Here is a 23,038-nt window from a genome sequence, read left to right as displayed (position 1 = left end):
CCGGGGCGCCGACCGGAAGGGCTTGAGCCCGGCGGTCCGGCGCGTCAGAACGGCATGTGCCGTCGCGACCTGGAAGCGGAGCCCCGTCGATGAAACCCGTCCGAGCCCTTCTGCCCGTCCTCGCCGCCGCCCTGCTGTCCACCACGGCGCTGGCCCAGACCACACAGCGCTATGCCCCCTGGCAGCCGGCGCAGCAGGACCAGACCAAGGCGCTGCTCGACGACCTGTCGCGGATGGTCAACCAGGCCGAACGGGACAAGGCGGCCAGCCCCGACTTCATCGCCGACCTGAAGGGGCTGGCGCAGCGCTACTCGGCCACCATCGCCCCGCCGGCCTCCACCGCGCCGGTCCCGGCCCAGCCGCCGGAAGCGCCGGCGCAGCCGCCGGTCGCGGCGCCCGCTCCGGCCCCGGCCCCCGCGCCAGCGCAGCCGGCTTCGCTGGCGGGCACCCGCGTGTTCAGCGACGATTTCAGCGATGGCAATTACACCGCCAACCCGGCCTGGACCTCGCTGCAGGGTACCTGGACGGTCGACAAGAGCGGTCTGCACAGCGACACCAAGGCGGCCAACGGGCAGCAGGGCGGGGTCGCGGCGATCTCGCTGCAGCAGACGCTGAAGAATAATTTCGGGCTCGAATTCGAGCTGACCGACGTCGCCAACCAGGGCCAGTTCGAGATCCGGGTCTTCCAGGGCGCGTCGAAGGATTCGGGCTACCGGCTGGTCTATCTGCCGGCCAACAGCCCGGTCTTCGCGCTCTACCGGGCCGGCCGCTCGGGCATCACCCAGGTGGCGCAGACCACCAACACCGCGCCGCTGCGCCGCGGCGACCGCACCCGCCTGACCTGGACCCGCGACGCCGCCGGCCGGATGGTGGTGGCCCTCGACGGCAAGACCATCATCGAAGCCAGCGACAACGGGTTCCGCGACGGCTGGAACGGCGTGATGCTGGTCAATTTCGGCGGCGACTTCGCCCTGCGCTCGGTCCAGGGCGTGAACTGACCCGACCCTAGTTCGACTGGCGGCGCAGGATCGGGACCACCCGGTCGCGCAGCCAGGCGGCGCCGGGGTCGCGGTCGGTCTGGGCCGACCACACCATCGCCACCGCCGGCAGCCGCAGCTCCAGGGGCAGCGGCAGCGGGCTCAGCGTCAGCCCGAAGCGCGGGCCATAGCGCCGGGCCGTGCGGGCCGGCAGGGTGGCCAGTACCGGCGCCTCGGCCGCGGTCGCCAGCACCGTCATGAATTCCGCCGACGCCATCACCACGTTCAGGCTGGCGCCGACCCGGCCCAGCGCCTCGTCCAGGCAGCCCTGCAGCAGATTGTTGAGCGTCACCAGCGCGTGGCCGGTCGACAGATAGGTGTCGAGGTCGACCGGCGGCTCCAGCGGCAGCAGATCGCGGTTGAAGCAGCAGGCCAGCGCCTGGTGGTACAGCTCGATGCCACGGTGCCGGGTGGCACCGTGATCGAAGCAGCCCACCGCCAGGTCGATCTCGCCGTCATCCAACAGCCGGTGCACCTCCTCCCGGAACACCGGGCGCCCGATCACCCGGATGCCGGGGGCGCAGCGGCGCAGCTCCGCCGTCAGGTCCGGCATCAGCAGCAACTCCAGCTCGCTGGAGAAGCCCAGGCGGAAGATGCGGTCCTGGGTCTCGGGGTCGAAGCCGTCCTCGGCGCGCAGCACCTCCTGCATCTGCTGCAGGGCCTGGCGGATCCGTGGCGCCAAAGCGCGGGCCTTGGCGGTCGGCTGCATCGCCTGGCCGACGCGCACGAACAGCTCGTCCTGCAGCAACACCCGTAAGGTCGACAGGCTGTGGCTCATCGCCGGCTGCTGCACCTTCAGCCGGGTGGCGGCGCGGGTGACCGTCCGCTCCTCCATCAACGCGTCGAAGGCGACCAGCAGGTTCAGGTCGAAAGAGCGAAGATCGAAATGATCGATGGAGCCCATGAGGCGGATCGATTTGATTGCTGACCCTGTGGACCATACGTGTTGGGCCGGCGCCGTCAAGCGGCGCGCCCACAGCGGAGACGGCCCAATGGGCTCCCCAAGCTTTCGCATCGGCGACGCCACCATCACGCGGATCGACGAGATCCCGCTGGCCCATGGCTCGCCGGCCGAGCTCTACCCCGAGATCGACGCGGAGGCCGCCGACCGGCACCGCGGCCGGCTGCCGGCCGGGGCGCTCGATCCCGAGACCGGGGCGATCAGCCTCGGCATCCACAGCTGGCTGGTGCGTACGCCGCATCACACCATCCTGATCGACACCGCCACCGGCAACGGCAAGGAGCGGCCGGCGGTCCCGATCATGCACCGGCTCGACGTGCCCTACCTGCAGCGCCTGGCGGCGGCCGGGGTTCGACCGGAGGATGTCGACCACGTCCTGCTCACCCATGTCCATGCCGACCATGTCGGCTGGAACACCCGGCTGGTCGACGGGCGCTGGGTGCCGACTTTCCCGAACGCCCGGCACCATTTCTCGGCGGTCGAGCAGCGCTACGGCGAGAGCCTGTCGGACCCGGCGAGCGGCGGCTTCCGCCCCGACCCGGCGCTCGGCGCACCCCACCATCCGCCGCTCGACGGAGTCTATCAGGACAGTGTCCGGCCGGTGCTCGAGGCCGGGCTGGCCGATCTGGTCACAGTCGACGGCGGCGAGGTGCTGGACGGCATCTCCTTCCACCCGGCCCCGGGGCACAGCATCGACCACGCCGTGATCCGCCTGCGCTCGCGTGGCGAGGAGGCGCTGTTCGCCGGCGACGTCATGCACCACCCGCTGCAGGTCTACGAGCCCGGCTGGAACTCCCGCTACTGCGAGTTCCCGGAACCGGCGCGCGCCTCCCGCCGCTGGCTGCTGGAGCATGCGGCCGAGAGCGGCGCCCTCGTCCTGCCCGGCCATTTCCCCGAAAGCTCGGCCGGCCGCATCACCCGCCGCGGCGATCGCTTCGAATGGACCTTCGCGTGACCGGATCCAAGATCATGACCATACCTTCTGGCGCGCCGGCCGCCGAGATCGCGGTCGAGGACCTGATGATCCCCAGCGACACGCCGGGCATCGACCTGCACATCCGCAACAAGCGCCCGGCCGGGATGCGGGAGTTCGCGCCGGAGCGCAGCATCGTGCTGATGCACGGCGCCACCTATTCCTCCGGCGTGCTGTTCGACGTGCCGGTCGGCGGCTTTTCCTTCATGGACTGGCTGGCCTGCCGCGGCTACGACGTCCATGCCGTCGACGTCCGCGGCACCGGCGGCTCGACCAAGCCGCCGGAGATGGATCGGCCGCCGGAGGAGAACCCGCCGCTCGGCCGGACCGAGACCGGGGGGCGCGACTTCTCGGCCGCGGTCGATTTCGTGCTGCGGCGGCGCCGCCTGGCGCGGACCAACATCGTCGCCATGTCCTGGGGCGGCTCGGTCGCCGGCGCCTGGACCAGCCGCAACAATGCGAAGGTGGCGAAGCTGGCGCTGGTGGCGCCGCAATGGCTGAACCCGGGCCAGGCCCGGATCGACCCCGGCGGGACGCTCGGCGCGTATCGACGGATCCCGGTGCTGCAGGGCAAAGCGCGCTGGCTGGAAGGGGCGCCGGAGAGCAAGCGCGAGGGCCTGATCCCCGCCGGCTGGTTCGAGACCTGGGCCGAGGCGGCGCTGGCCACTGATCCGCAGGGCCGGGCGGAGACGCCACCGACCATGCGCGCCGGCACCGGCCCGATCCTCGACACGCGCGAATACTGGAGCGTCGGGCGGCCGTTCTACGACCCGGGCGCCATCACCGTCCCGGTGCTGCTGGTCCACGCCGAATGGGACCTCGACGTGCCGCTTCCGGTGGCGCAGGACTACTTCACCCGCCTCACCGGCGCGCCCTACCGCCGCTGGGTCGAGATCGGCGAAGGCACCCACATGGTGCTGATGGAAAAAAACCGCCTGCAGGCGTTCCGGGCGGTCGGGGACTTCCTGGACGAGGAGTTTGCGCCGGAGGGGTGAGGGGACGAGACACACCTCTTGAGCATAGTTCGCGTTGCCTCTCCCGCTTGCGGGAGAGGTCGGAGACGCGAAGCGGCTCCAGGTGAGGGGCCTTTGTCGGGGCCTGGGCCAGCCCTCACCCGGCCGTCCTTCGGACGTCCGACCTCTCCCGCCGGGCGGGAGAGGTAACGCGCTCTCTTGGTAACGACGTCCTCACCCCTTCTCCGGAACCGCCTCCACCGCTCCACCACCTTCGGCCCAGTCCTTGAAGGCGCCGAGGTTGCGGACGTCGGTGTAGCCGAGATCCTGCAGCGCCTTGCCCGCCAGGGCAGATCGGCCGCCGGAGGCGCAGTACAGGATCACCGTGCGGTCGCGGCGGAAGGCCGGGTCGTGATACGGCGACTCCGGGTCGGCGCGGAATTCCAGCATGCCGCGTGAGACATGGGCGGCGCCCGCGATCTTGCCGGCCTTCAGCTCCGGCGCGTCGCGCACGTCGACCACCAGGGCGCCGCCCTGGATCAGCGCGGCGGCCTCGTCGCGGGTGACGCGCGGCACCGCGGCGTTGGCGGCGGCGAGTAGCTCCTTGACCGATGTCGGCATGGGACTCTCCTGAATCACGAGGGTTTGCGCCCGACGGCGAGCGCGGTGGCGAAGCCGTCCGGGTCGATGAAGGCGGCCTCGGGCCCGGCGCCGGTGGCGTCGAAGAACCGGGCCATGAAGCAGCGCAGCGAAGCGCACAGCGCGATGTCGGCGATCTGCACGTCGCGGAAGCCGACCGCCCGCAGCGCGCCGATGTCTTGCTGGGTGATGCGCGAGGCGTCACGGGCCACGGCGTCGGCATAGGCCAGCATCGCGGTGTCGCGCTCGCCCAGCCCGGCGCTGCGGAAATCGGCCTGCACCGCCAGCACCTTGTCGCGCGATCCGAGGTCGTCCAGCAGCATCTTGCCGTAGACCATCGAGCAATAGGTCGACGGCACCTGCTTGGCGGCGATGAAGGTGATCAGCCGCCAGTCGCGCGGCGACAGCGAGAAATTGGCCTTCACCTGGGCGTAGAACGCCTCCCACGCCGGCAGCAGGTCGGGCCGGGCGGTCCAGCAGGCCGTCGCCGACATGACGAAGCCGAGCCGCGCCCGGTCCGCCGCATAGGAGTCCGCGACCTTGCCGGTCGCATCCTCTTCCCTGATCGTCTCCAGGAACATGAAGCACCTCCGCCGGCCAGGATCGGGAGCGGGGCAGGGGGCGTCAATCTCCCGAATGGGAGGTGACAGGCGCGCTGGAGTGTGGGTTCAGTCTTCCGCCAGCACCGTGACCGCGCCCGGCGCGATCAGCGTCCCGATCGGCTCGCCGCGGCAGATCCGTTGCATCGCGCCCGCCCGGTCGAAGGCGAAGACATGCAGCGGCAGCCCGTGGTCGCGGGCCAGCAGGATCGCCGACTGGTCCATCACCTTCAACTCCTGCGCGATCGCGTCGGCGAAGGCCAGGCTGGCGTATTTGCGCGCGGCGGAGTCTTGCCGAGGATCGGCGGTGAACACGCCGTCGACCCCGTCCTTGGCCGCCAGCACCGCGTCGCAGCGCAGCTCGATCGCCCGCTGCACCGCCGGGTAGTCGGTGGTGACATAGGGCTGGCCGTTGCCGCCGGCCAGCACGACGATGGCGCCCTTGGCCAGGTGCCGGTCGGCGCGCAGCCGGATATAGGGTTCGGCCATCGACGGGATCGGCACCGCGCTCATCACCCGCACCTCGGCCGACCGCGCGGTCAGCGCCGCGCGCAGCATCACCGCGTTGATCACGGTGCCCAGCATGCCAATGTTGTCGGCCTCGGCCCGCTCGATGTGCCAGGCGTCGGAGACGCGGCCGCGGAACACGTTGCCGCCGCCGATCACCACCGCGATCTCGATGCCCAGCGCATGCACCGTCAGGATCTCACCGACGATGTGGTCGATCGCGGCGGCACCGAAGATCGATCCGTCGACGCCGGCCATGGCCCCGCCGCTCAGCTTCAGCAGCAGCCGCTTATAGGGATGTGCCATCGTGCTCTCCGACTGTCGCATCGGCGCCTCGGGCGGCACCGCCGCAGGATGCCCGATTTCGGATGTGCGCGGAACCCTGCCGCGCTAAAGATCCCAGCGCATTCCCGAAGGACGAGGACGATGGATTTCACGGCCCTGGACGATCGCCCCTATCCGGTGCTCGACGACGCGACGATCCCGGAGCTGCCGGCGCATTACCGCGGCAAGGTGCGCGACAATTACGACCTGCCGGACGGGCGGCGCATCATCATCGCCAGCGACCGGATCAGCGCCTTCGACCGGATCCTGGCGGCGATCCCCCTGAAAGGCCAGGTGCTGACCCAGACCGCGCGCTTCTGGTTCGAACAGACCCGCGACATCTGCCCGAACCACGTTCTGGAGTACCCCGACCCGAACGTCGTGGTCGGCCAAAGGCTCGACATCCTCCCGGTCGAGATCGTGGTCCGCGACTACCTGGCCGGCACCACCGGCACATCGATCCTGACGCTTTACAAGGCCGGCCAGCGCCAGATGTACGGGGTGCGACTGCCGGACGGGCTGCGCGACAACCAGAAGCTGCCGCAGCCGATCATCACCCCGACCAGCAAGGCCTTCGACGGCGGCCATGACGAGCCGCTGACGCCGGAGGAGATCGTGAGCCAGGGCCTGCTCACCGCGGCGCAGTGGCAGCAGCTCAGCGACTACGCCTTCGCCCTGTTCGCCCGCGGGCAGGAGATCGCGGCCAAGCACGGGCTGATCCTGGTCGACACGAAGTACGAATTCGGCACCGATGCCGAGGGCCGCATCGTCCTCGCCGACGAGATCCACACCCCGGACAGCAGCCGCTACTGGCTCGCGAACAGCTACGAGGAGCGCTTCGCCGGCGGCGAGCGGCCGGACAGCTTCGACAAGGATTTCGTGCGCAGCTGGGTGGCGGCACGCTGCGACCCGTACAAGGACCCGATCCCGGAGATCCCGGCTGAGGTTATCCGCGCCACCGCCCAGGTCTATGTCCGCGCCTTCGAGACCATCACCGGCCGCCGCTTCGAACTGCCCGCGACCGACCGCCCGGTGCTGGACCGGATCCGGGAGAATTTGGCGAAGTACTTCTGAGGCGGGACCACCCCCTCACCCGAAATCGCTGCGCGATTTCGACCTCTCCCAAGGAGAGGTGAAGGAGCGCGCTGACGTTGTTTCCCTCTCCTCGGGAGAGGGAGGGTGAGGGGGCCGGCGCGATGCTGAGCCTCTAAGGCGCGATTCGCTCCGCCGCCACCGCACGGCCGTCGATCGCTCCCGTGATGCGGGCCACCGCATCCATGTCGCGGTCGTTCCAGGCCAGGGCCAGGCTGCCCGTCGCCGCGCCCGCCAGGGTGAGGTCCGCGGTGATGTCGCCGGTCGACTGGTCCCAGCGGATCGTGCCGGACACGGCCAGATCCTCGGCCCAGCGGACCTGGTCGAGGGTGAAGGCGAAGCCGGCGTCGAAGGCCTCGAAGGTGAAGCTGCCGCCGCGCAGCCCGACGCCACTGCCGCCGCTGTTGACGAAATAGCGCGCCAGCACGTCGCCCGCCGTTTCCGCCGCTGCCGAGGCCAGCCGCAGATCGGCCTCGGTACCGGCATGGCCGGCATCGGCCGTGGCCGGGGCGACATCGGTCGCGTGGACCGCGAAGGCCGGCACGGTGCGGATCGGCCGGATCCGTTGGGTGCAGGAGGTGTCGCCGGCATCGCCGCCCGAGCGCACGAAGTTCAGCACGATCGGCGCGACGCAGCCGGTGGCGTCGGCGCCCTTCGGTGGCACGAAGATCGCCTGGTCGGTGATCGCGGTGATGTGGGTCAGGTTGCGCACCGGCACATAGGTCGCATCCGGGAACAGCCGCGCCGTCTCCAGCCCCTCGAGCGGCGAGGTGACGCTGTCGATGTCGCCCGACAGCACCAGCACCGGTACGTTCGGGAAGGGCGCCTTCGGGTCGGCAGCGGTGGCCGGGACCACGCCCTTCGGCGGCGCCGGCCAATCCAGGCACAGGTCGCGCCGCTCCCATTTGTGCGGCGAGGTGTCGACCTCGGCGATGGTGAAGGGGGCGTAGACGTCGCGCTCCGTCGCCTGCTTCTGGGCCGTGGCGCGCATCAGCTGGCGCCGCCGCTCGGACCGCGAGGCGTCAGCGCGGAACAGCTGCGGATAGTCGCCGCAGACCACGGCGACATAGAGCGCGGTGGAGAAGGCGGCGGAGTCGCTGCCCGGCGTGTTCCAGGACACCGCCTCGGCCATCAGCCGATGCAGCGGCGCCGGGTCTTTTGCATCGAGCCAGGCACGGGCCGCGGCATCCAGGTCGCGGTAGAAGGTCGGGCTGCCGCCGGCGCTATTCATGGTCAGGAACAGGGTCGGGGCGTCGACCGCGATGCCGATGGTGTTGCCGTCGCCGTCCGGCGCCTCGGCCTTGCCCGGCTTGGCCCGCAGCGCCGCTACCAGCCGCTCGATCCGGTCCAGCGAGCGGCCGCCGAGCGCACGGCAGCTCGGCGAGCGCCGGCACACCTGCTCGAAGCCGTCGCGCGCGGTGGCCCATTCGGTCTCGAACCAGGGCGACAGGCCGATGGTCGGATAGGCGCTGTCCAGCACGATGGTGCGCAGCCGGTCCGGGTGGCGCTGGGCGAAGACCTGACCGAACCAGGTGCCGTAGCTGTCGCCGTAATAGTCGACTTCGCCGATCCGCAGCGCGTCCAGCACGGCGGCCACGTCGTCGGCCGCGGGGGCGGTGCCGTACATCCAGGCTGCCGGGCCCAGCTGCCTGGCGCAGGCGGCGATCGCGGCGGGCACGAACTCGCCGGCCTCCTGCAGCGCCTGGCACTGGATCGGGTCGGACAGGCCGGTGCCGCGCTTGTCGACCAGCAGCACGTCGCGCCGGCCGCGCAGCGGCTCGAACAGCCGCAGATAGCCCTCGCGCGTACCGGTCGAGGAATAGCCGGGCCCGCCCTCCTGGGCCAGGACCACGCCCTCGGCCGGCTGGCCGGCGTCGCGATGCGGGTAGAATTCGAAGCCGATCGTCACCGTGCCGGGCAGCTTGCCGGTGGGGTCCAGGGGGCGGCCGATCGTGCCGCAGAAGCCGCCGAAATCGGGCTGGCAGGCGGTCAGGGTGACGCCGCCGACCTGGATCGTCGCGGCCGGGGCTTCGGCCGGCGCGGGGGCCTGCTCCTGGGCCGCGGCACTGCCGGCGGCCAGCAGGGCGGCGGCGAGCCACAGCCGCGTCCCGGCGATCCTGACCCGCTGCATGGCCTCCCCCTTCCTGGTCTTGGCCGGCAACCCCGGCCGCTCGCCCCTACAAAGTGCGGTGCCGGGCGCGCGACCCCCGCTCGATCGCCGATGCCACCAGCCGGTCGACCTCGAACTTGTCGCGCATCAGCTCCAGCAGGCGCAGCTCGGGCTGGCTGGCCGTGCCGTCCGCCGCGATCGAATCGCAGGCGATGGCATAGGCGGTCTCGCGCAGATGGTCCGGCAGCGTCTCGGCGATGATGTCGAGGGCGCGGTCGATGCCGTCATCCTGCTGCAGCAGCTCGATGCAGTCGCGGGTCAGGTCCGGAATGCGGTCGATGTCGAAGTCGCGGAACACCGGCAGGAAGCGCACCATCTCCGACAGCGTCTCGACCTCCGCATCGGTCATGTTCGTATCGGCCACGGAGGCGAGCACCATGGTGTAGATCAGGGCGCCGTGGGCGTCGGTCGTCATGGCAGTCTCCGCTGGCCTGCGAGTCGCGGGAAGATCGCCCCGGATATGGCGCGGAACGCCGCGGGGCGTCAAGGCGAGGGGGCCGCGGACAAACATCCGACAGGCTTTCCGGCCAGCGGCGCACTCTTTTGCAACCCAGCCTTCCCCCGCTGCGCTTCCCCGCTCCGGCCGGGCATGGCATGACGGGCGCCATGCAGGCGGTGATCGACGTGGCGTTGCCGGTCTTCGGCGTGATCTTCCTCGGCTATTTCGCCGGGCGCATCCGGCTGCTCGGCCGCGCCCAGTCGGAGGCGCTGAACGGCTTCGTCTACTGGATCGCGCTGCCGGCGCTGCTGTTCCTGGCCATGGCCCGCACCCCGGTCGCCGGCATCCTCAACCTCAACTTCATCGGCGCCTTTCTCGGCGGCGTCCTGGCCGTGTGGCTGCTCGGCTCCGTCCTCGGCGCCCTGATCCACCGCGCCGATGCCGGCGAGGCGACGATGCAGGGCATGAATGCCGGCTTCTCCAACACCGGCTACATGGGCATCCCGCTCTTCGCCGCCGCCTTCGGTCCGGCCCGCGGCCTGCCGCCGGCCTCGCTGGCCACCGTGATCATGAGCGTCGCCTGCGTCGGCCTTGCCGTGGTCGCGCTCGAGCTGACCGGCAGCCGCGGCCGCGGCATCCTGGCCGCGCTGCGCGACGTGGCCGTGGCGCTGCTGAAGAACCCGCTGGTGGTGGCGCCGGTGCTGGGCGTGCTGTGGTCCTGGTCCGGCCTCGCCGTGCCGACACCGCTGGCGACGCTGCTGTCGCTGCTCGGCGCCGCCGCCAGCCCCTGCGCCCTGTTCGCCATCGGCCTGTTCATGGCCAGCCAGACGCTGCGCAGCGGCCTGGGCGAGGTCGGCTGGATCTCGGTGCTCAAGCTGGTGTGGCAGCCGCTGATCACCTGGGGCCTGGCCGCGACGGTGTTCCCGATGGATCCGTTCTGGACCGCCAGCGCCGTGATCCTGGCGGCGCTGCCGACCGGGGCGCTGACCTTCGTCGTCGCCCAGCGCTACGGCGTCTATGTCGAGCGCACCTCGGCGGTGATCCTGGTCTCGACCGTGGTCTCGGTGCTGACCCTGTCGCTGCTGCTGGCGGTCTATGCGCCGCAATTCCCGGCCGGCTGAAAAACAAACAAAATTTGCCGCAAACGGGCGGTGCCGGATCGCGAAAGCTGATGTTACTCTGCCGGAAACACCGAAGCCGGGAGGACTCCCTGGATGCGTGACGACGGCCCGATCCGCCAGCTTCCGAAGCGCACCATCGCCCTGGTCCTCGCCGGCGGCAGGGGCAGCCGGCTGAAGCAGCTGACCGACCGCCGGGCCAAGCCCGCGGTCTATTTCGGCGGCAAGTTCCGGATCATCGACTTCGCCCTGTCGAACTGCATCAACTCCGGCATCCGCCGCATCTATGTGCTGACCCAGTACAAGTCGCACAGCCTGCTGCGCCACCTGCAGCGCGGCTGGGGCTATCTGCGGGCCGAGATGCATGAGTTCGTCGACCTCCTGCCGGCGCAGCAGCGGGTGGACGAGGCGATGTGGTACCGCGGCACCGCCGACGCGGTCTGGCAGAATCTCGACATCTTCGAGGCCGAGGGGCCGGACCATGTCCTGATCCTGGCCGGCGATCACGTCTACAAGATGGACTATGCGGCGATGATCGAGGATCACGTCCGCAGCGGCGCCGACATCACCGTCGGCTGCGTCGAGGTGCCGCGCATGGAGGCGACGGCCTTCGGCGTGATGCATGTCAACGACCAGTGGCGCGTCACCAGCTTCCTGGAGAAGCCGGCCGACCCGCCGCCGATGCCGGGCCGCCCCGACATCGCCCTGGCCAGCATGGGCATCTACGTGTTCAGCATGCGCTTCCTGGCCGAGCAGCTGCGCCGCGACGCCGCCGACCCGACCTCGGAGCATGATTTCGGCAAGAACATCGTGCCGTTCCTGGTCGAGAGCGGCCATGTCCGCGCCCACCGCTTCTCCGAAAGCGCGATCCCGAACCCGAGCTATGCCGAGCCCTACTGGCGCGACGTCGGCACCATCGACGCCTATTGGGAAGCCAATATGGACCTGACCACGGTGACCCCGGCGCTGGACCTCTACGACCGCGACTGGCCGATCCACACCTATCAGGAGCAGCTGCCGCCGGCGAAGTTCGTGTTCGAGGACGGGGCGCGCGTCGGCAAGGCGGTGAACAGCACGGTGTCCGGCGGCTGCATCGTCTCCGGCTCCACCGTCCGCCAGTCGGTGCTGTTCTCGAAAGTCCGGGTCAACTCCTTCGCCCGGCTGCACGAGGCGGTGGTGCTGCCGGAATGCGACATCGGCCGCCACGCCCGGCTGACCCGGGTGGTGATCGACCATGGCGTGAAGATCCCCGAAGGGCTGGTGGTCGGCGAGGACCCGGAGCTCGACGCCAAGCGCTTCCACCGCACCGAGAGCGGCATCGTCCTGATCACCCAGCCGATGATCGACGCGCTGGACTGAGGGGGTGGTGTCGTCCACTTCACTCCCCGCTTTCCTTTTAGTCCCCCCTCCCCTTGCGGGAGGGGGGCAGGGGGAGGGGTCTGCGCGCGTCCGCGCGCGAATGAGTCTATTATCCGCTTGGCACCAGGGCGGCCTGGCCTTTACCGATAGTCGGTCCTTGCGGCGGCAACCCCCTCCCCCTAACCCCCTCCCGCGAGGGGAGGGGGGACTCGTTGAGTTTGGCGACGCGTCCCCGGCGCGTCCGGGAGTCTCGTTCCAATGAACGTCCTGCACGCGGTGTCGGAGACCTATCCGCTGGTCAAGACCGGCGGCCTGGCCGATGTCGCCGGGGCGCTGCCGCCGGCGCTGGCGGCGGCCGGGGTCGCGGCCCGTGTCCTGGTCCCGGCCTATCCCGCCGTGCTGCAGGCGATGCGGCGGCCGGAGGTGGTACTGGAGGACGCGGCGCTGTTCGGCGGCGGCCCGGCGCGGCTGATGCTGGCCGAGCTCGACGGCATCGCCGTCCCGGCCTATGTGCTCGACTGCCCCGGTCTGTTCGCCCGGCCCGGCAACCCCTATCAAGGCCCCGACCGGCAGGATTGGCCGGACAACCATCGCCGCTTCGCCGCCCTCGGCTGGGCCGCGGCGCGCCTCGGCCTCGGCGCCGATCCGCGCTGGCGGCCGGACATCGTGCACGGCCATGACTGGCAGGCCGGCCTCGCCCCGGCCTATCTGGCGTTCCAGGCCGCCGGCGCCCCCCGCCCGCGCACGGTCACGACGATCCACAATATCGGCTTCCCCGGCTGGTTCCCGGCGGCGACGGCGGCGGAGCTCGGCCTGCCGCCCGAAAGCCTGGCGATCGACGGGCTGGAGTATTTTGGCGGCGTCGGCTTCCTCAAGGCCGGGCTGCACTACGCCGACCGCATCACCACGGTCAGCCGCACCTATGCGCGCGAGATCCAGACCCCGGAATACGGCTATGCCCTGTCCGGGCTGCTGGCCGCCCGCGCCGCGGACCTGATCGGCATCGTCAACGGCACCGATTACGGCGTCTGGGACCCGGCAACCGACCCGAACCTGCCGGCGCCCTACGGGCCGGACGACCTGTCCGGCAAGGCACGGTCGAAGGCGGCGCTGCTGCGCGAGTTCGGCCTGCCGGAGGATGACGGCTCGCCGCTCTTCGCCATGGTCAGCCGGCTGACCGGGCAGAAGGGCTGCGACCTGCTGCTCGAGGCGATCCCGGCCCTGATCGCGGGCGGCGGCAGGCTGGCGCTGCTCGGCTCCGGCGACGCCGAGCTCGAGGCCGGCTTCCAGGCCGCCGCGGCCGCGCATCCCGGCCGGGTCGCCGTCCGCATCGGCTACGACGAGGCGCTGTCGCATCTGCTGCAGGCCGGCGCCGACGTGCTGCTGGTGCCGTCGCGCACCGAGCCCTGCGGCCTGACCCAGATGTATGCGCTGCGCTACGGCACCCTGCCGCTGGTGCGCCGCACCGGCGGCCTGGCCGACACCGTGGTCAATGCCAGCCACGACGCGATCGTCGAGGACCGCGCCACCGGCTTCAGCTTCGACGACCCGACCGTCCCGGCTCTGGCCGGCACCATCAGCTGGGTCTGCGGCCTGTGGCGCGACCGGGCGCTGTGGGCGCAGCTGCAGCGCCGCGCCATGGCCCAGGATTTCAGCTGGGACCGCGCGGCCGTAGAATACGTCGCCCTCTACCGCGACCTGCTGGCGGCGCCATGACCGAGGACACCGGAACCATCCCGGCGGCCAACGGCACGCCGGTTGCCTGGCACCGCCGTGCCGGCACCGGTAACGGCCGGCCCGGCCTGGTGTTCTGCGGCGGCTTCCGCTCGTCCATGGCGGGGGAGAAGGCGACCTTTCTCGACGGCTTCGCCGCCGATCGCGGCCTCGATGTCCTGCGCTTCGACTATCGCGGCCACGGTGCCTCCGGCGGCACCTTCACGAACCTGGTGCTCGGCGACTGGATCGCCGATGCGCTGCTGGTGCTCGACCGGCTGACCGAGGGGCCGCAGATCCTGGTCGGGTCGTCGATGGGCGCCTGGGTTGCCGCCTGCGCCGCGCTGGCCCGGCCGGGCCGGGTGGCGGGGCTGGTCGGCATCGCCGCCGCGCCGGACTTCACCGAGGACCTGATGCTGCCGGCGCTGGGCGAGATGGGGCTGGCCCGGATGCGTCGCGACGGCTTCGTCGACCGCCCCTCGGCCTATGGCGACGGCCCCTACCGCATCACCTGGCGCCTGATCCAGGAGGCGCGCTCGCACCTGCTGCTGCGCGGCCCGGTGCCCTTCGCCGGGCCGGTGCGCCTGCTGCACGGACTGGCCGACCCGGACGTGCCCTGGCGCCAGAGCCTGCGCCTGGCCGAGGCCCTGTCCGGCCCCGATGTCCGCCTGACCCTGGTCAAGGACGGCGACCACCGCCTGTCCCGCCCGCAGGACCTGGCGCTGCTGGGGCAGGCGGTGGAGGAGATAGTCGGAAGCACGGAATCGTAGGTTGGGTTGAGCGAAGCTCAACCCAACCTACGCCGCCCCGGGCTCAGCCCGGCACCAGGCTCCGCGCCGCGGCGATCCAGTCGTCGAGCTCCGGCTCCGCCGCCGGCACCAGCCCGGCCAGGGCCTTGCGGCCCTCCGCGGTCGCGGTGCGGGACAGCAGGGTCTCGGCGTCGGTCACGCCGACATAGCTCAGGTCCAGCGCCCGGGCCGCGGTGATGCCGGGCACCCGGCCGATGGCGACAGGCCCGGTGGCCTTGGCGCCCGGCGGCCCGCCGCGGCTGGCGGATGTCGCCTGGGGCGGCCAATGCGCCGGATACCAGGCCGGGGCCGTGCCGTTCGCCGTCATCAGTTTCTGCAGCGCATTGTCCAGCACGGTCTGTTGCGGGTGCCCATGTCCGGCGATGTTGCGCCGCTCGCCGGGATCCGCCGCCAGGTCGTACATCTCCCAATCCGCGTCGGCATAGCCGCTGTCGGCGCTGGTCACCGATTGCAGATAGACCGAATAGACCCAGTCCTTCGACCGGATCGTCCGGATCACGCTGGGGCTGGTCCCGTCGTTCAGGTCGTCATAGGTGAAGTGGACATGGTCCTGGCCCGGGGCCGATGGATCGTCCAGCACGCGGCTCAGATCATGGCCGACGAAGCGGCCGGTGAAGTCGCCGGCCACGCCGAGCAGGCTGGCCAGGGTGGGCGCCAGGTCGACGGTGCTGGCCAGTGCTCCGGTGGTCTGCGGCCCGGGCCAGGCGACCGGGTTCGAGAACACCAGCGGCACATGGATGCACTGGCCGTAGGCGTTGACGAACTTCTCGACCAGCCCGTGCGACAGCGCCATCTCGCCATGGTCGGCGAAGCGGATGATCAGCGTGTCCTGCCGCTGGTCCTGGCCCATCCCAGCCAGGATCGTGCCGATCTGCCCGTCCACATACTGCATCAGATAGGCGTAGAAGTTCGCCAGCTCCTGCGGCGTGGCCTGCTTCGAGGCCTTCGAGTCCCAGGAGTAGAAGCTCTGGCCGCGCGGCATCGCCAGCGGGCTCTCGTCGATGTCGTCGGGCAGCGGCACGTCCAGCGACTGGTACTCGGCGGTGTCGTAGAAGGTGCCGTCCTGGGCCATGTAGGCCAGGTGCACGTCGTGCGGGTTGACCAGCGAGACCACCAGGCACCAGGGCTCGTCCGGCGGGTTCGCCAGGAAGGCCTGGGCGTTGGCGACATAGCGCTGGTCGTTCTGGTTCTGGGTCGTCGGCCCCTGCGTGCCGCCGCCGAGCGTCGTGGTCGACAGGTTCAGCCCCGCATCCGGCGGGTCCCAGGTGATGTCGGTGCCGGCGACGCTGTAGGGCCGGAACCCCCAATGCGACAGCGTGCCGTCGGTGGCGCCGGCCTCGTTATGGCCGAGAAGGTGCCATTTGCCGATCCAGTAGCAGCCATACCCGGCCTGCCCCAGCACGGTGGCGAGGTTCGGCCGGATGTCCGGCGGCGGCAGGGTCGAGCTGCCGGTCGTGGTGCAGCCGGTGACGATCGGATACTGGCTGGTCAGGAAGGTGGCGCGGCTCGGCGCGCACATGCAGGCGCCGGTATAGGCGTGCTCGAAGCTCAGGCCGTTGGCCGCCAGCGCCTGCATCGCCTTGAGCTTGCCGGCCAGGGTGGCGCGGTAGCTTTCCGGCCATTCCGACAGGGCGCGCTCCTGGTCGGTGATCAGGATCAGGATGTTCGGCTTCTTGCCGTTCGCAAACAGATCGCTGATGGGCACGATGTCACCTCCGCGCTGAATGGGCACGACGTGCGGGGGATCTGCTATGCCGATGGTCCTACGCTTCGGCTCCCGGCGCCAGGAATTCCTTCGGAACCGAAACCGCCACGTCAGGCGGATGCAGAGAACGGGTTGAAGACGGGCACGCCGAAGCGATGGAAATCCTTCACATTCCGCGTCGCGACGGTCCAGCCATGCACCGCAGCCGTGGCGGCGATGGCCGCGTCGGGGTCGAGGTCGGATGCCGCCGCGGCCATCCGCCCCCAGACCCGGGCGGCCGCCCGATCCATGGGCACGATCTGATCCTGATACTGCGCGAGCAAACCCTCCAGCCAGCCGCTCAGCTGGCGCGCTCGGGCGGGCGCGCGCTGTTCAGCGAGGGCGATGCCACGCTCGATCTCGGCGATGGTCAGGACGCTGATCCACAACGTCTCGGTCGGCTGCGACAGCAGCCAGGTCGCCACATTGTGGTCGGGCACCGGCCGGATGGTCTCCGACACGATGTTGGTGTCGAGAAGATACATCACAGGTCGAAGTCGACGTCGCGGAGCCTCAGCTTGGCCCGCTCGATCTCGATATCGACCTTCGGCGCGGACAGGAGGTACTCGGCCAGGCTTCGGCGCGGCTTGGGCGCCTTGCGATATTCGGATTCCGCGATGACGACCACGGCGGGCTTGCCGCGCCGGGTGATGTGCTGCGGGCCCTCCGTCAGCGCCTTCTCGACCACTTCGCTGAAGCGGTTCTTCGCGTCCTGCAGCTGCCAGCTCATGCGCCACTCCTGTCTAGACTGTCTAGATGGGGCAGGGCGGCCGCCGGCTCAAGAGCCAGGAATTCCTTCGTGATCGCCACCGCCTCGGCCAGGCCGATGCGCTGCACCTCGACGCCGGGCGGGAAGGCGGTGCACAGGCGGGTCGGCATCATCGGGTCCAGCAGCACGAAGACGCCGCGGTCGTCGGCCCGGCGCACCAGCCGGCCGAAGGCCTGCTTCAGCCGGAACCGGGTCTGCATGTCGGTCCAGCGCTGCTTGCCGAAATGGCCGCCGCGGGCGCGCGACAGGATGTCGGGGCGGGGCCAGGGCACCCGGTCGAACACCATCAGCCGCAGCGCCCGGCCCGGCACGTCGACGCCGTCGCGCACCGCATCGGTGCCCAGCAGGCAGGCATCGGTCTCGCCGCGGAAGATGTCGACCAGCGTGCCGACATCCATGCCGTCGAGATGCTGGGCATAGAGCGGCAGCCCCGCCGCCTGCAGCGCCGGGGCGATGGCGTGGTGCACCGCGCGCAGCCGGGTCACGGCGGTGAACAGCCCCAGCGCGCCGCCGCCCGCCGCCAGGAACAGCTCGCGATAGGCGGCGCCGACCTGCTCCAGGTCGTCCTTGCGCACGTCGCGCACGATCAGCACCCGGGTCAGGGCCGGATAGTCGAAGGGCGAGGCCACCTGGGCGCGGATCGCCGGCCGCGGCAGATGGCCGGCGCCGGTGCGGTCTTCCGCCGCCCGCCAGTCGTCGGGGTCGTCGCCGGCGCCGTCGGTCAGGGTGGCCGAGGTCACGACCACGCCATGCGCCTGCCGCACCAGCGCGTCGACGAAGGGGCGGGTCGGGTCGACATAGTGGCGGTAGAAGCCGAAATCGAGCTCGCGCCCCTCCACCCGCTCGATCCCGAACCAGTCGACCAGCCAGGGCGGCGTCGGCTCGCTCAGGGATTTCAGCATGCCGCGCCAGCCGCCGATCTCCATCTTCGCCCGCCGGTCCAGCGACCGGGCGGCGGCGTCCAGCCGCTGGCGCTGGTTCGGGTCCAGCGACGCGGCCTCCTCGTCCAGCCGGTCGCGGAACGCCTTGGCCAGCGCCTGCAGCGGCGCCTGCAGCTCGGCCAAAGCGGCGTCCAGCGCCAGGGCGGCGTCGACCAGCCCCTCGACCGGATCGGTGGTGTCGCATTCCAGCGTGTAGGGGCCGTCGGCGCCCTGGGCCCGGGCATAGACCTGGGTCCGGGTCAGCGCCAGGAAGCGCTCGGCCGGGCCGCGCGGGTCGTCGGCATGGATGCGCCGGCCCCAGCCCGGGCCGGGCAAAGCGCGGGCGGCGCGCTCGATGTCGTCGACCGTCGCCAGCGCCTCCTCGCCCGGCAGCAGGTCCTCGACCCGGCGCTTCAGCCCGCGGCCGCGGCTGGCCCGGCGCCCGCCCTCCTCATGGCCCAGCAGCCAGCGCCGCAGATCGGTGGCCTCCAGCCCGGTCAGGTGGCCGGCAAAGGCGGAATCCGCTGCCTCGAACAGGTGGTGGCCCTCGTCGAAGACGAAGCGGCTGGGCGCGTCGCGGTCGTCCACCCCGCCCAGCGCGGCCTGGATCATCACCAGCGCGTGATTGGCGATGACGATCTGCGCCTTGCGGGCCCGGCGGATGCCGCGCTCGATGAAGCAGCGGCTGTAATGCGGGCAGCCGGAATGGATGCATTCGCCGCGCCGGTCAGCCAGGGCCGTGCTGTTCGGCCGGCCGATGATGTCGCCCAGCCAGCCGGGGAAGTCGCCGCCGGTCAGGTCGCCGTCGCGCGTCGCCGCGGCCCAGCGCGCCATCAGCCCCAGCGGCACCGCGTCGCGCGGGTTCAGTGCCAGGCCGCGCACCGCATCCTCGTAGTTCAGCAGGCACAGATAGTTCTCGCGCCCCTTGCGCAGCACCACCTGGCGGGCCTTCAGCACCGGGTCCGGGAACAGCCGGTCCATCTCGCCGTCGATCTGGTGCTGCAGGTTGCGGGTGTAGGTCGAAACCCACACCGGCGCGCCGTTCTTCTGCGCCCACACCGTGGCCGGGGCCAGGTAGCCCAGCGTCTTGCCGGTGCCGGTGCCCGCTTGCGCCAGCACCACGGTCGGCTCGTCCGGCGCCGGCCGCGGGGCGAAGGCGGCGGCGACGGCGCTGGCATAGTCGCCCTGCTGCGGCCGCGGTTCGGCGCCCTCGCCCAGCATCAGGGCCAGGCGGGCGCGGGCTTCGCGCGGCTCGACCCCGTGCTGCGACGGCGGCGGGTTCGGCGGCTCGGCCTCCCATTCCGGCAGATGGGCCCAGACCTGGTAGGCGCCGCGCTTGCGGTGGTCCTCGACCGGGGCGCGCAGCCCCAGCGCCCGCAGCACGAAGGGCGCCCAGGGCCAGCCGGCCTCGCCCATCCGCGCCGCCAGCGCCGCCGGGTCGCTGCGCTCGTCCGCCGCCGGGATCGACAGGCCACGCAGCAGCGTCTCGGCCAGCCGGGGCAGGGTGATCGCCGCATCCTCCAGGCTGGCCGGCACCGGCAGGCCCAGCGCTGCCGCGAGGCCGCGCGGCGTCGGCGCGCAGAACCGGCCGGGCCGGGCGAAGGCGAACAGCTCCAAGAGGTCGAAGGCGCCCATCACCTCCAGCCCGCAGCGCCGGCCGACGGCCTTGGCGTGGCACAGCAGCAGCGGCGGCCCGTCGACCCGCCGGCGCAGCGCCGCCGTGTCCAGCGTCATCAGCTCGCCATCGGCGGTCAGCAGCACGCCGCCCTCCGGCGCCAGCACCAGCGGCTCGGCATCCGGCAATGAGAAGGCGAGGGCGGGCGGCGCGATCATGCGCGCACTATAGGGGCGCGCCGCGCCGGCACCAGCCCTGACCGCATTCCGCGATCACGAATTGTTCTGGGCATGTAACGGGCGGCGCCGCAACCCAGTGAGTCCCCCCTCCCCTCGCGGGAGGGGGGTAGGGGGAGGGGGTTCGAGCCGCAAGCGCCGGCGTCGATCGGTTGGCTGCGGTGGTGACCGGGACGATCCTAACCCATCCGCGCGCGGAAGCGCGCAGACCCCTCCCCCTCGCCCCCTCCCGCAAGGGGCGGGGGGACTAAGGAAGAAGCGGGAGAGGCGACGCTCAGCCCTGTGCGACGGACGCCCGATAAATCTCGTCCACCGCCGTCCCCAGCGCCGCGTTGAACTCGGCGTCGCTCATGTCGCGCTTCAGCTCTTCCACCAGAGCGCGCGAAAAACTGGCGATCATGCCGGGGTTGGCAGCCAGGCGGCGGCAGGCGTCGGCGCGGGTGTAGCCGCCGGACAGGGCGACCACCCGGGCCACGCCCTTGTGCGCGATCAGCTCGGCATAGAAGCCCGGCTCCTCCGGGATGGTCAGCTTCAGCATCACCTGCTGTCCGGCCGGCAGCTTGTCCAGCCCCTTCAGGATCTCGGCCCGCAGGATCCGCTCGGCCCCGGCCTTGTCCGGGCTCTTGATCAGCACCTCCGGCTCCAGGATCGGCATCAGCCCGTGGCCGGAGATCTGCGCCCCCAGTTCGAACTGCTGCGCCACCAGCGCGGCGATGCCGGTCTGCGACGCCAGGTTGGCGACCGACCGCGCCTTGGTGCCGTAGACGCCCAGCGCCCGGGCCCGCTCCAGCAGCGCGTCCAGCCCCGGGATCGGCTTCATCAGGCTGACGCCGTCGGCCTCGGGGTGCAGCCCCTTGTCGACCTTCAGGAACGGCACCACGCCGCGCTCCTGCCACAGGAAGCTCGGCACCGGCTTGCCCTCGGCCTGCCCGTCCATGGTCTTCTCGAACAGGATCGCGCCGATCACCTTGTCGCCGGTGAAGGCCGGCGCGGTCATGATCCGCACCCGCATCTCATGCATCAGCCGGAACATCTCGTCGTCGCCGCTGTAGGCGCTGTCCGGGATGCCGTACAGCCGCAGCGCGCCGGGGGTCGACCCGCCGCTCTGGTCCAGCGCGGCGATGAATCCCGGCTTCTCCGACATCTGCGCCGCCATCGCGTCCTGGGACATCCCGTTCTCCTCCTGGTTCCGGCGCGAGCGGGAGGGCTGGGCCTCGACCGCCGGCCTGTGGGCTGGCCCCCGTTGTGGCATGGCGGCGGCGGGCGGCGCAATCCTCGCCGAGCCCGCCGGATCCGGAAGTTCCTGGAATTTAGTGTGTATTCAATCGATTGCACCTTGCCGCCCCCCGCCGCTCGGCTAGACTGGACCGACTCTGCCCTCGAGGTCCGCCATGCCTGCCCGGTTCCCGCTGTCCCGTCGTGCCCTCCTGTCCGGCGTCGGCGCCACCGCGGCTCTCTCGGCGCTGCGGCCCCGCTGGGCCCGGGCGCAGGACCCGGTGAAGGGCGGCACCCTGACCGTCGCGGCCGACACCGAGCCGCGCAACCTCAACCCGGCCCTGGTCGCCTCCAACGGCGTCTTCTACGTCGCCAGCAAGGTGATCGAGCCGCTGGCCGAGATGGCCACCGACGGCAAGCTGACCCCGCTGCTGGCCACCGCCTGGCAGGGCAGCGCCGACGGGAAGTCCGTCACCTTCACCCTGCGCGACGGCGTCACCTGGCATGACGGCAAGCCCTTCACCTCGGCCGACGTCGCCTTCTCGGCGACGGAGCTGTGGAGCAAGCGGCAGAATCTCGGCCGGGTGGTGTTCAAGGATCTGGAGGGCGTGGACACGCCGGACGACCGCACCGCCGTGCTCCGCTTCGCCACGCCGATCCCGCTGCAGCTGGTCGAGAACGCGCTGCCCGCCCTCACCGCCGTGGTGCCGAAGCACCTGTACGAGGGCGTCGACATCGACACCAACCCGCACAACCAGCAGCTGGTCGGCACCGGCCCCTTCCGCTTCGGCGAGCACAAGCCGGGCGAATACTACCTGCTGGAGCGGAACCCGAGCTATTGGGGCCAGGGCGGCCTGCCCTATCTCGACCGCATCGTCTACCGCGTGCTGCCGGACCGCGGCGCCATCGTCGCGGCGCATGAGGCGGGGGAGATCCAGCTCTCCGCCTTCTCCGCCGTGCCGCTGGAGGAGCTGGAGCGGCTGAAGGGCATTCCGAACCTCGCGGTGGTGCGCAAGGGCTATGAGGGCATCACCTACCAGCTGACGGTCGAGATCAACCACCGCCGCAAGGAGCTGGCGGACGTCCGCGTGCGCCGCGCCATCGCCCATGCGATCGACCAGGCCTATGTGGTCGGCACCATCTTCCGCGGCTATGCGGCGGCGGCCACCGGCCCGGTGCCGAAGACCGGCGTGCCCTTCTACACGCCGGACGTGCCGACCTGGCCGTTCGACCCGAAGCGGGCCGAGGCCCTGCTGGACGAGGCCGGCTATCCCCGCAAGGACGGCGGCACCCGCTTCGCCCTGCGCCTCTTGCCGGCGCCGTGGTTCGAGCAGACCCGCCAGATGGGCGACTATCTGCGCCAGGCGCTGCAGGCGGTGGGCATCGACGCGACGCTGGTGACCAACGACGCGGCCGGCCACACCAAGGCGGTCTACACCGACCACGCCTTCGACCTGGCGATCGGCTCGCCGGTCTATCGCAACGACCCGGCGATCTCGACCACCATCCTCTACCGCGGCGGCCTGCCGGCCGGCGTGCCGTTCTCGAACCAGTACGGCTACAACGACCCGGCGATGAATGACCTGATCGACCGGGCGGCGGTGGAGCTCGACCCGGCGAAGCGCATCGACCTGTACAAGCAGTTCCAGATGCGCGCTGCCGACCAGCAGCCGCTGATCGTGGCGGCGGAGTTCACCTTCATCACCGTCGCCAGCCGCCGGCTGCACAACATCGCGACGAATCCGCGATGGGCGACCTCGTCCTGGGCGGATACGTGGCTGGAGGGATAGTGGAGAAGTTGTCGGCTTGGCCCGTGGTGCTGGGTAGGTCGTCATTTAGGTTGATA

At 71.1% G+C, this 23,038-nt stretch carries 20 protein-coding genes; 9 read left to right on the top strand and 11 right to left on the bottom strand.

The genetic code is table 11. The features are described from left to right. The first annotated feature begins 89 nt into the window (after positions 1–89). Positions 90–998 carry a hypothetical protein gene (locus tag QFZ27_RS01345; protein WP_429224281.1) on the top strand — a complete coding sequence of 303 codons (909 nt, stop codon included), beginning with the start codon at positions 90–92 and terminating at the stop codon, positions 996–998. 7 nt (positions 999–1,005) lie between these two features. Here the strand turns inward: QFZ27_RS01345 and QFZ27_RS01340 are convergent, their stop codons facing one another. Then, the gene (locus QFZ27_RS01340; protein ID WP_429224280.1) at positions 1,006–1,941 is read right to left on the bottom strand and encodes a LysR family transcriptional regulator; all 936 of its coding nucleotides are present in this window, start codon (positions 1,939–1,941) and stop codon (positions 1,006–1,008) included. 88 nt (positions 1,942–2,029) lie between these two features. Between QFZ27_RS01340 and QFZ27_RS01335 the strand changes: the two genes are divergently transcribed. After that, on the top strand, positions 2,030–2,953 hold the full coding sequence (locus QFZ27_RS01335; RefSeq protein WP_429224279.1) for an MBL fold metallo-hydrolase: 924 nt from the start codon (positions 2,030–2,032) through the stop codon (positions 2,951–2,953). A gap of 14 nt (positions 2,954–2,967) precedes the next feature. Continuing rightward, positions 2,968–3,966, top strand: coding sequence for an alpha/beta hydrolase (locus tag QFZ27_RS01330; RefSeq protein WP_429224278.1), 999 nt, complete (start codon positions 2,968–2,970; stop codon positions 3,964–3,966). A gap of 192 nt (positions 3,967–4,158) precedes the next feature. Here the strand turns inward: QFZ27_RS01330 and QFZ27_RS01325 are convergent, their stop codons facing one another. From QFZ27_RS01325 to pyrH, 3 genes are all read right to left on the bottom strand, one after another. Continuing rightward, a complete protein-coding gene (locus QFZ27_RS01325) occupies positions 4,159–4,545 on the bottom strand; it encodes a rhodanese-like domain-containing protein (RefSeq protein ID WP_429224277.1) in 387 nt (128 codons plus the stop codon). Positions 4,546–4,559: 14 nt separating this feature from the next. Next, on the bottom strand, positions 4,560–5,144 hold the full coding sequence (locus QFZ27_RS01320; RefSeq protein ID WP_429224276.1) for a carboxymuconolactone decarboxylase family protein: 585 nt from the start codon (positions 5,142–5,144) through the stop codon (positions 4,560–4,562). 87 nt (positions 5,145–5,231) lie between these two features. Beyond that, the gene (gene pyrH / locus QFZ27_RS01315) at positions 5,232–5,975 is read right to left on the bottom strand and encodes a UMP kinase (RefSeq protein ID WP_429224275.1); all 744 of its coding nucleotides are present in this window, start codon (positions 5,973–5,975) and stop codon (positions 5,232–5,234) included. 120 nt (positions 5,976–6,095) lie between these two features. Here pyrH and QFZ27_RS01310 point away from each other — a divergent pair, with 120 nt between their 5' ends. After that, the gene (locus QFZ27_RS01310) at positions 6,096–7,067 is read left to right on the top strand and encodes a phosphoribosylaminoimidazolesuccinocarboxamide synthase (RefSeq protein WP_429224274.1); all 972 of its coding nucleotides are present in this window, start codon (positions 6,096–6,098) and stop codon (positions 7,065–7,067) included. Positions 7,068–7,200: 133 nt separating this feature from the next. Here QFZ27_RS01310 and QFZ27_RS01305 read toward each other — a convergent pair whose 3' ends face one another. Both QFZ27_RS01305 and QFZ27_RS01300 read right to left on the bottom strand, forming a co-directional pair. Continuing rightward, positions 7,201–9,216, bottom strand: a complete 2,016-nt coding sequence (locus QFZ27_RS01305) for an alpha/beta hydrolase (protein WP_429224273.1) — start codon at positions 9,214–9,216, stop codon at positions 7,201–7,203. 46 nt (positions 9,217–9,262) lie between these two features. Next, on the bottom strand, positions 9,263–9,670 hold the full coding sequence (locus QFZ27_RS01300; RefSeq protein WP_429224272.1) for a tellurite resistance TerB family protein: 408 nt from the start codon (positions 9,668–9,670) through the stop codon (positions 9,263–9,265). A 179-nt stretch (positions 9,671–9,849) separates the two neighbouring features. Here QFZ27_RS01300 and QFZ27_RS01295 point away from each other — a divergent pair, with 179 nt between their 5' ends. The 4 genes from QFZ27_RS01295 (at position 9,850) to QFZ27_RS01280 (ending at position 14,654) form a co-directional block, all read left to right on the top strand. Further along, complete coding sequence (locus QFZ27_RS01295) at positions 9,850–10,815, top strand: AEC family transporter (protein ID WP_429224271.1); 966 nt, start codon at positions 9,850–9,852, stop codon at positions 10,813–10,815. Between the two features lie 93 nt (positions 10,816–10,908). Then, a complete protein-coding gene (glgC, locus tag QFZ27_RS01290; RefSeq protein WP_429224270.1) occupies positions 10,909–12,171 on the top strand; it encodes a glucose-1-phosphate adenylyltransferase in 1,263 nt (420 codons plus the stop codon). Between the two features lie 258 nt (positions 12,172–12,429). Beyond that, positions 12,430–13,887, top strand: a complete 1,458-nt coding sequence (gene glgA, locus QFZ27_RS01285) for a glycogen synthase GlgA (RefSeq protein ID WP_429224269.1) — start codon at positions 12,430–12,432, stop codon at positions 13,885–13,887. Then, entirely contained in the window at positions 13,884–14,654 is a 771-nt protein-coding gene (locus QFZ27_RS01280; RefSeq protein ID WP_429224268.1) for an alpha/beta hydrolase family protein, read from the top strand. Before glgA ends, QFZ27_RS01280 begins: the two co-directional genes overlap by 4 nt. 43 nt (positions 14,655–14,697) lie before the next feature. Here QFZ27_RS01280 and QFZ27_RS01275 read toward each other — a convergent pair whose 3' ends face one another. The 5 genes from QFZ27_RS01275 to QFZ27_RS01255 form a co-directional block, all read right to left on the bottom strand. Beyond that, positions 14,698–16,398, bottom strand: a complete 1,701-nt coding sequence (locus QFZ27_RS01275; protein ID WP_429224267.1) for a sulfatase-like hydrolase/transferase — start codon at positions 16,396–16,398, stop codon at positions 14,698–14,700. Positions 16,399–16,508: 110 nt separating this feature from the next. Further along, positions 16,509–16,922 (bottom strand): type II toxin-antitoxin system VapC family toxin, encoded by a 414-nt coding sequence (locus tag QFZ27_RS01270; protein WP_429224266.1) that lies wholly within the window; start codon positions 16,920–16,922, stop codon positions 16,509–16,511. After that, positions 16,922–17,167 (bottom strand): type II toxin-antitoxin system Phd/YefM family antitoxin, encoded by a 246-nt coding sequence (locus QFZ27_RS01265; protein WP_429224265.1) that lies wholly within the window; start codon positions 17,165–17,167, stop codon positions 16,922–16,924. Before QFZ27_RS01265 ends, QFZ27_RS01270 begins: the two co-directional genes overlap by 1 nt. After that, positions 17,164–19,959: an ATP-dependent DNA helicase gene (locus QFZ27_RS01260; RefSeq protein WP_429224264.1), complete on the bottom strand. Its 2,796-nt coding sequence runs from the start codon at positions 19,957–19,959 to the stop codon at positions 17,164–17,166. The genes QFZ27_RS01265 and QFZ27_RS01260 overlap by 4 nt, the downstream gene beginning before the upstream one ends. 292 nt (positions 19,960–20,251) lie before the next feature. Continuing rightward, entirely contained in the window at positions 20,252–21,148 is an 897-nt protein-coding gene (locus QFZ27_RS01255; RefSeq protein ID WP_429224263.1) for a fructose bisphosphate aldolase, read from the bottom strand. Between the two features lie 220 nt (positions 21,149–21,368). Between QFZ27_RS01255 and QFZ27_RS01250 the strand changes: the two genes are divergently transcribed. Then, complete coding sequence (locus QFZ27_RS01250; RefSeq protein WP_429224262.1) at positions 21,369–22,982, top strand: ABC transporter substrate-binding protein; 1,614 nt, start codon at positions 21,369–21,371, stop codon at positions 22,980–22,982. Positions 22,983–23,038 lie beyond the last annotated feature (56 nt).

Origin of the sequence: Inquilinus ginsengisoli (assembly GCF_050434925.1) — a bacterium.
In the GTDB taxonomy this organism is placed as follows: domain Bacteria; phylum Pseudomonadota; class Alphaproteobacteria; order DSM-16000; family Inquilinaceae; genus Inquilinus; species Inquilinus ginsengisoli_B.
Note: the sequence above shows the minus strand (reverse complement) of the source record. Positions and strands in the feature narration are given on the sequence as shown.

Coding starts and splice junctions, on each gene's coding strand:
- QFZ27_RS01345 (WP_429224281.1), top strand. CDS start 90: ATGAAACCCGTCCGAGCCCTTCTGCCCGTCCTCGCCGCCGCCCTGCTG.
- QFZ27_RS01340 (WP_429224280.1), bottom strand. CDS start 1,941: ATGGGCTCCATCGATCATTTCGATCTTCGCTCTTTCGACCTGAACCTG.
- QFZ27_RS01335 (WP_429224279.1), top strand. CDS start 2,030: ATGGGCTCCCCAAGCTTTCGCATCGGCGACGCCACCATCACGCGGATC.
- QFZ27_RS01330 (WP_429224278.1), top strand. CDS start 2,968: ATGACCATACCTTCTGGCGCGCCGGCCGCCGAGATCGCGGTCGAGGAC.
- QFZ27_RS01325 (WP_429224277.1), bottom strand. CDS start 4,545: ATGCCGACATCGGTCAAGGAGCTACTCGCCGCCGCCAACGCCGCGGTG.
- QFZ27_RS01320 (WP_429224276.1), bottom strand. CDS start 5,144: ATGTTCCTGGAGACGATCAGGGAAGAGGATGCGACCGGCAAGGTCGCG.
- pyrH (WP_429224275.1), bottom strand. CDS start 5,975: ATGGCACATCCCTATAAGCGGCTGCTGCTGAAGCTGAGCGGCGGGGCC.
- QFZ27_RS01310 (WP_429224274.1), top strand. CDS start 6,096: ATGGATTTCACGGCCCTGGACGATCGCCCCTATCCGGTGCTCGACGAC.
- QFZ27_RS01305 (WP_429224273.1), bottom strand. CDS start 9,216: ATGCAGCGGGTCAGGATCGCCGGGACGCGGCTGTGGCTCGCCGCCGCC.
- QFZ27_RS01300 (WP_429224272.1), bottom strand. CDS start 9,670: ATGACGACCGACGCCCACGGCGCCCTGATCTACACCATGGTGCTCGCC.
- QFZ27_RS01295 (WP_429224271.1), top strand. CDS start 9,850: ATGACGGGCGCCATGCAGGCGGTGATCGACGTGGCGTTGCCGGTCTTC.
- glgC (WP_429224270.1), top strand. CDS start 10,909: ATGCGTGACGACGGCCCGATCCGCCAGCTTCCGAAGCGCACCATCGCC.
- glgA (WP_429224269.1), top strand. CDS start 12,430: ATGAACGTCCTGCACGCGGTGTCGGAGACCTATCCGCTGGTCAAGACC.
- QFZ27_RS01280 (WP_429224268.1), top strand. CDS start 13,884: ATGACCGAGGACACCGGAACCATCCCGGCGGCCAACGGCACGCCGGTT.
- QFZ27_RS01270 (WP_429224266.1), bottom strand. CDS start 16,922: ATGTATCTTCTCGACACCAACATCGTGTCGGAGACCATCCGGCCGGTG.
- QFZ27_RS01265 (WP_429224265.1), bottom strand. CDS start 17,167: ATGAGCTGGCAGCTGCAGGACGCGAAGAACCGCTTCAGCGAAGTGGTC.
- QFZ27_RS01260 (WP_429224264.1), bottom strand. CDS start 19,959: ATGATCGCGCCGCCCGCCCTCGCCTTCTCATTGCCGGATGCCGAGCCG.
- QFZ27_RS01255 (WP_429224263.1), bottom strand. CDS start 21,148: ATGTCCCAGGACGCGATGGCGGCGCAGATGTCGGAGAAGCCGGGATTC.
- QFZ27_RS01250 (WP_429224262.1), top strand. CDS start 21,369: ATGCCTGCCCGGTTCCCGCTGTCCCGTCGTGCCCTCCTGTCCGGCGTC.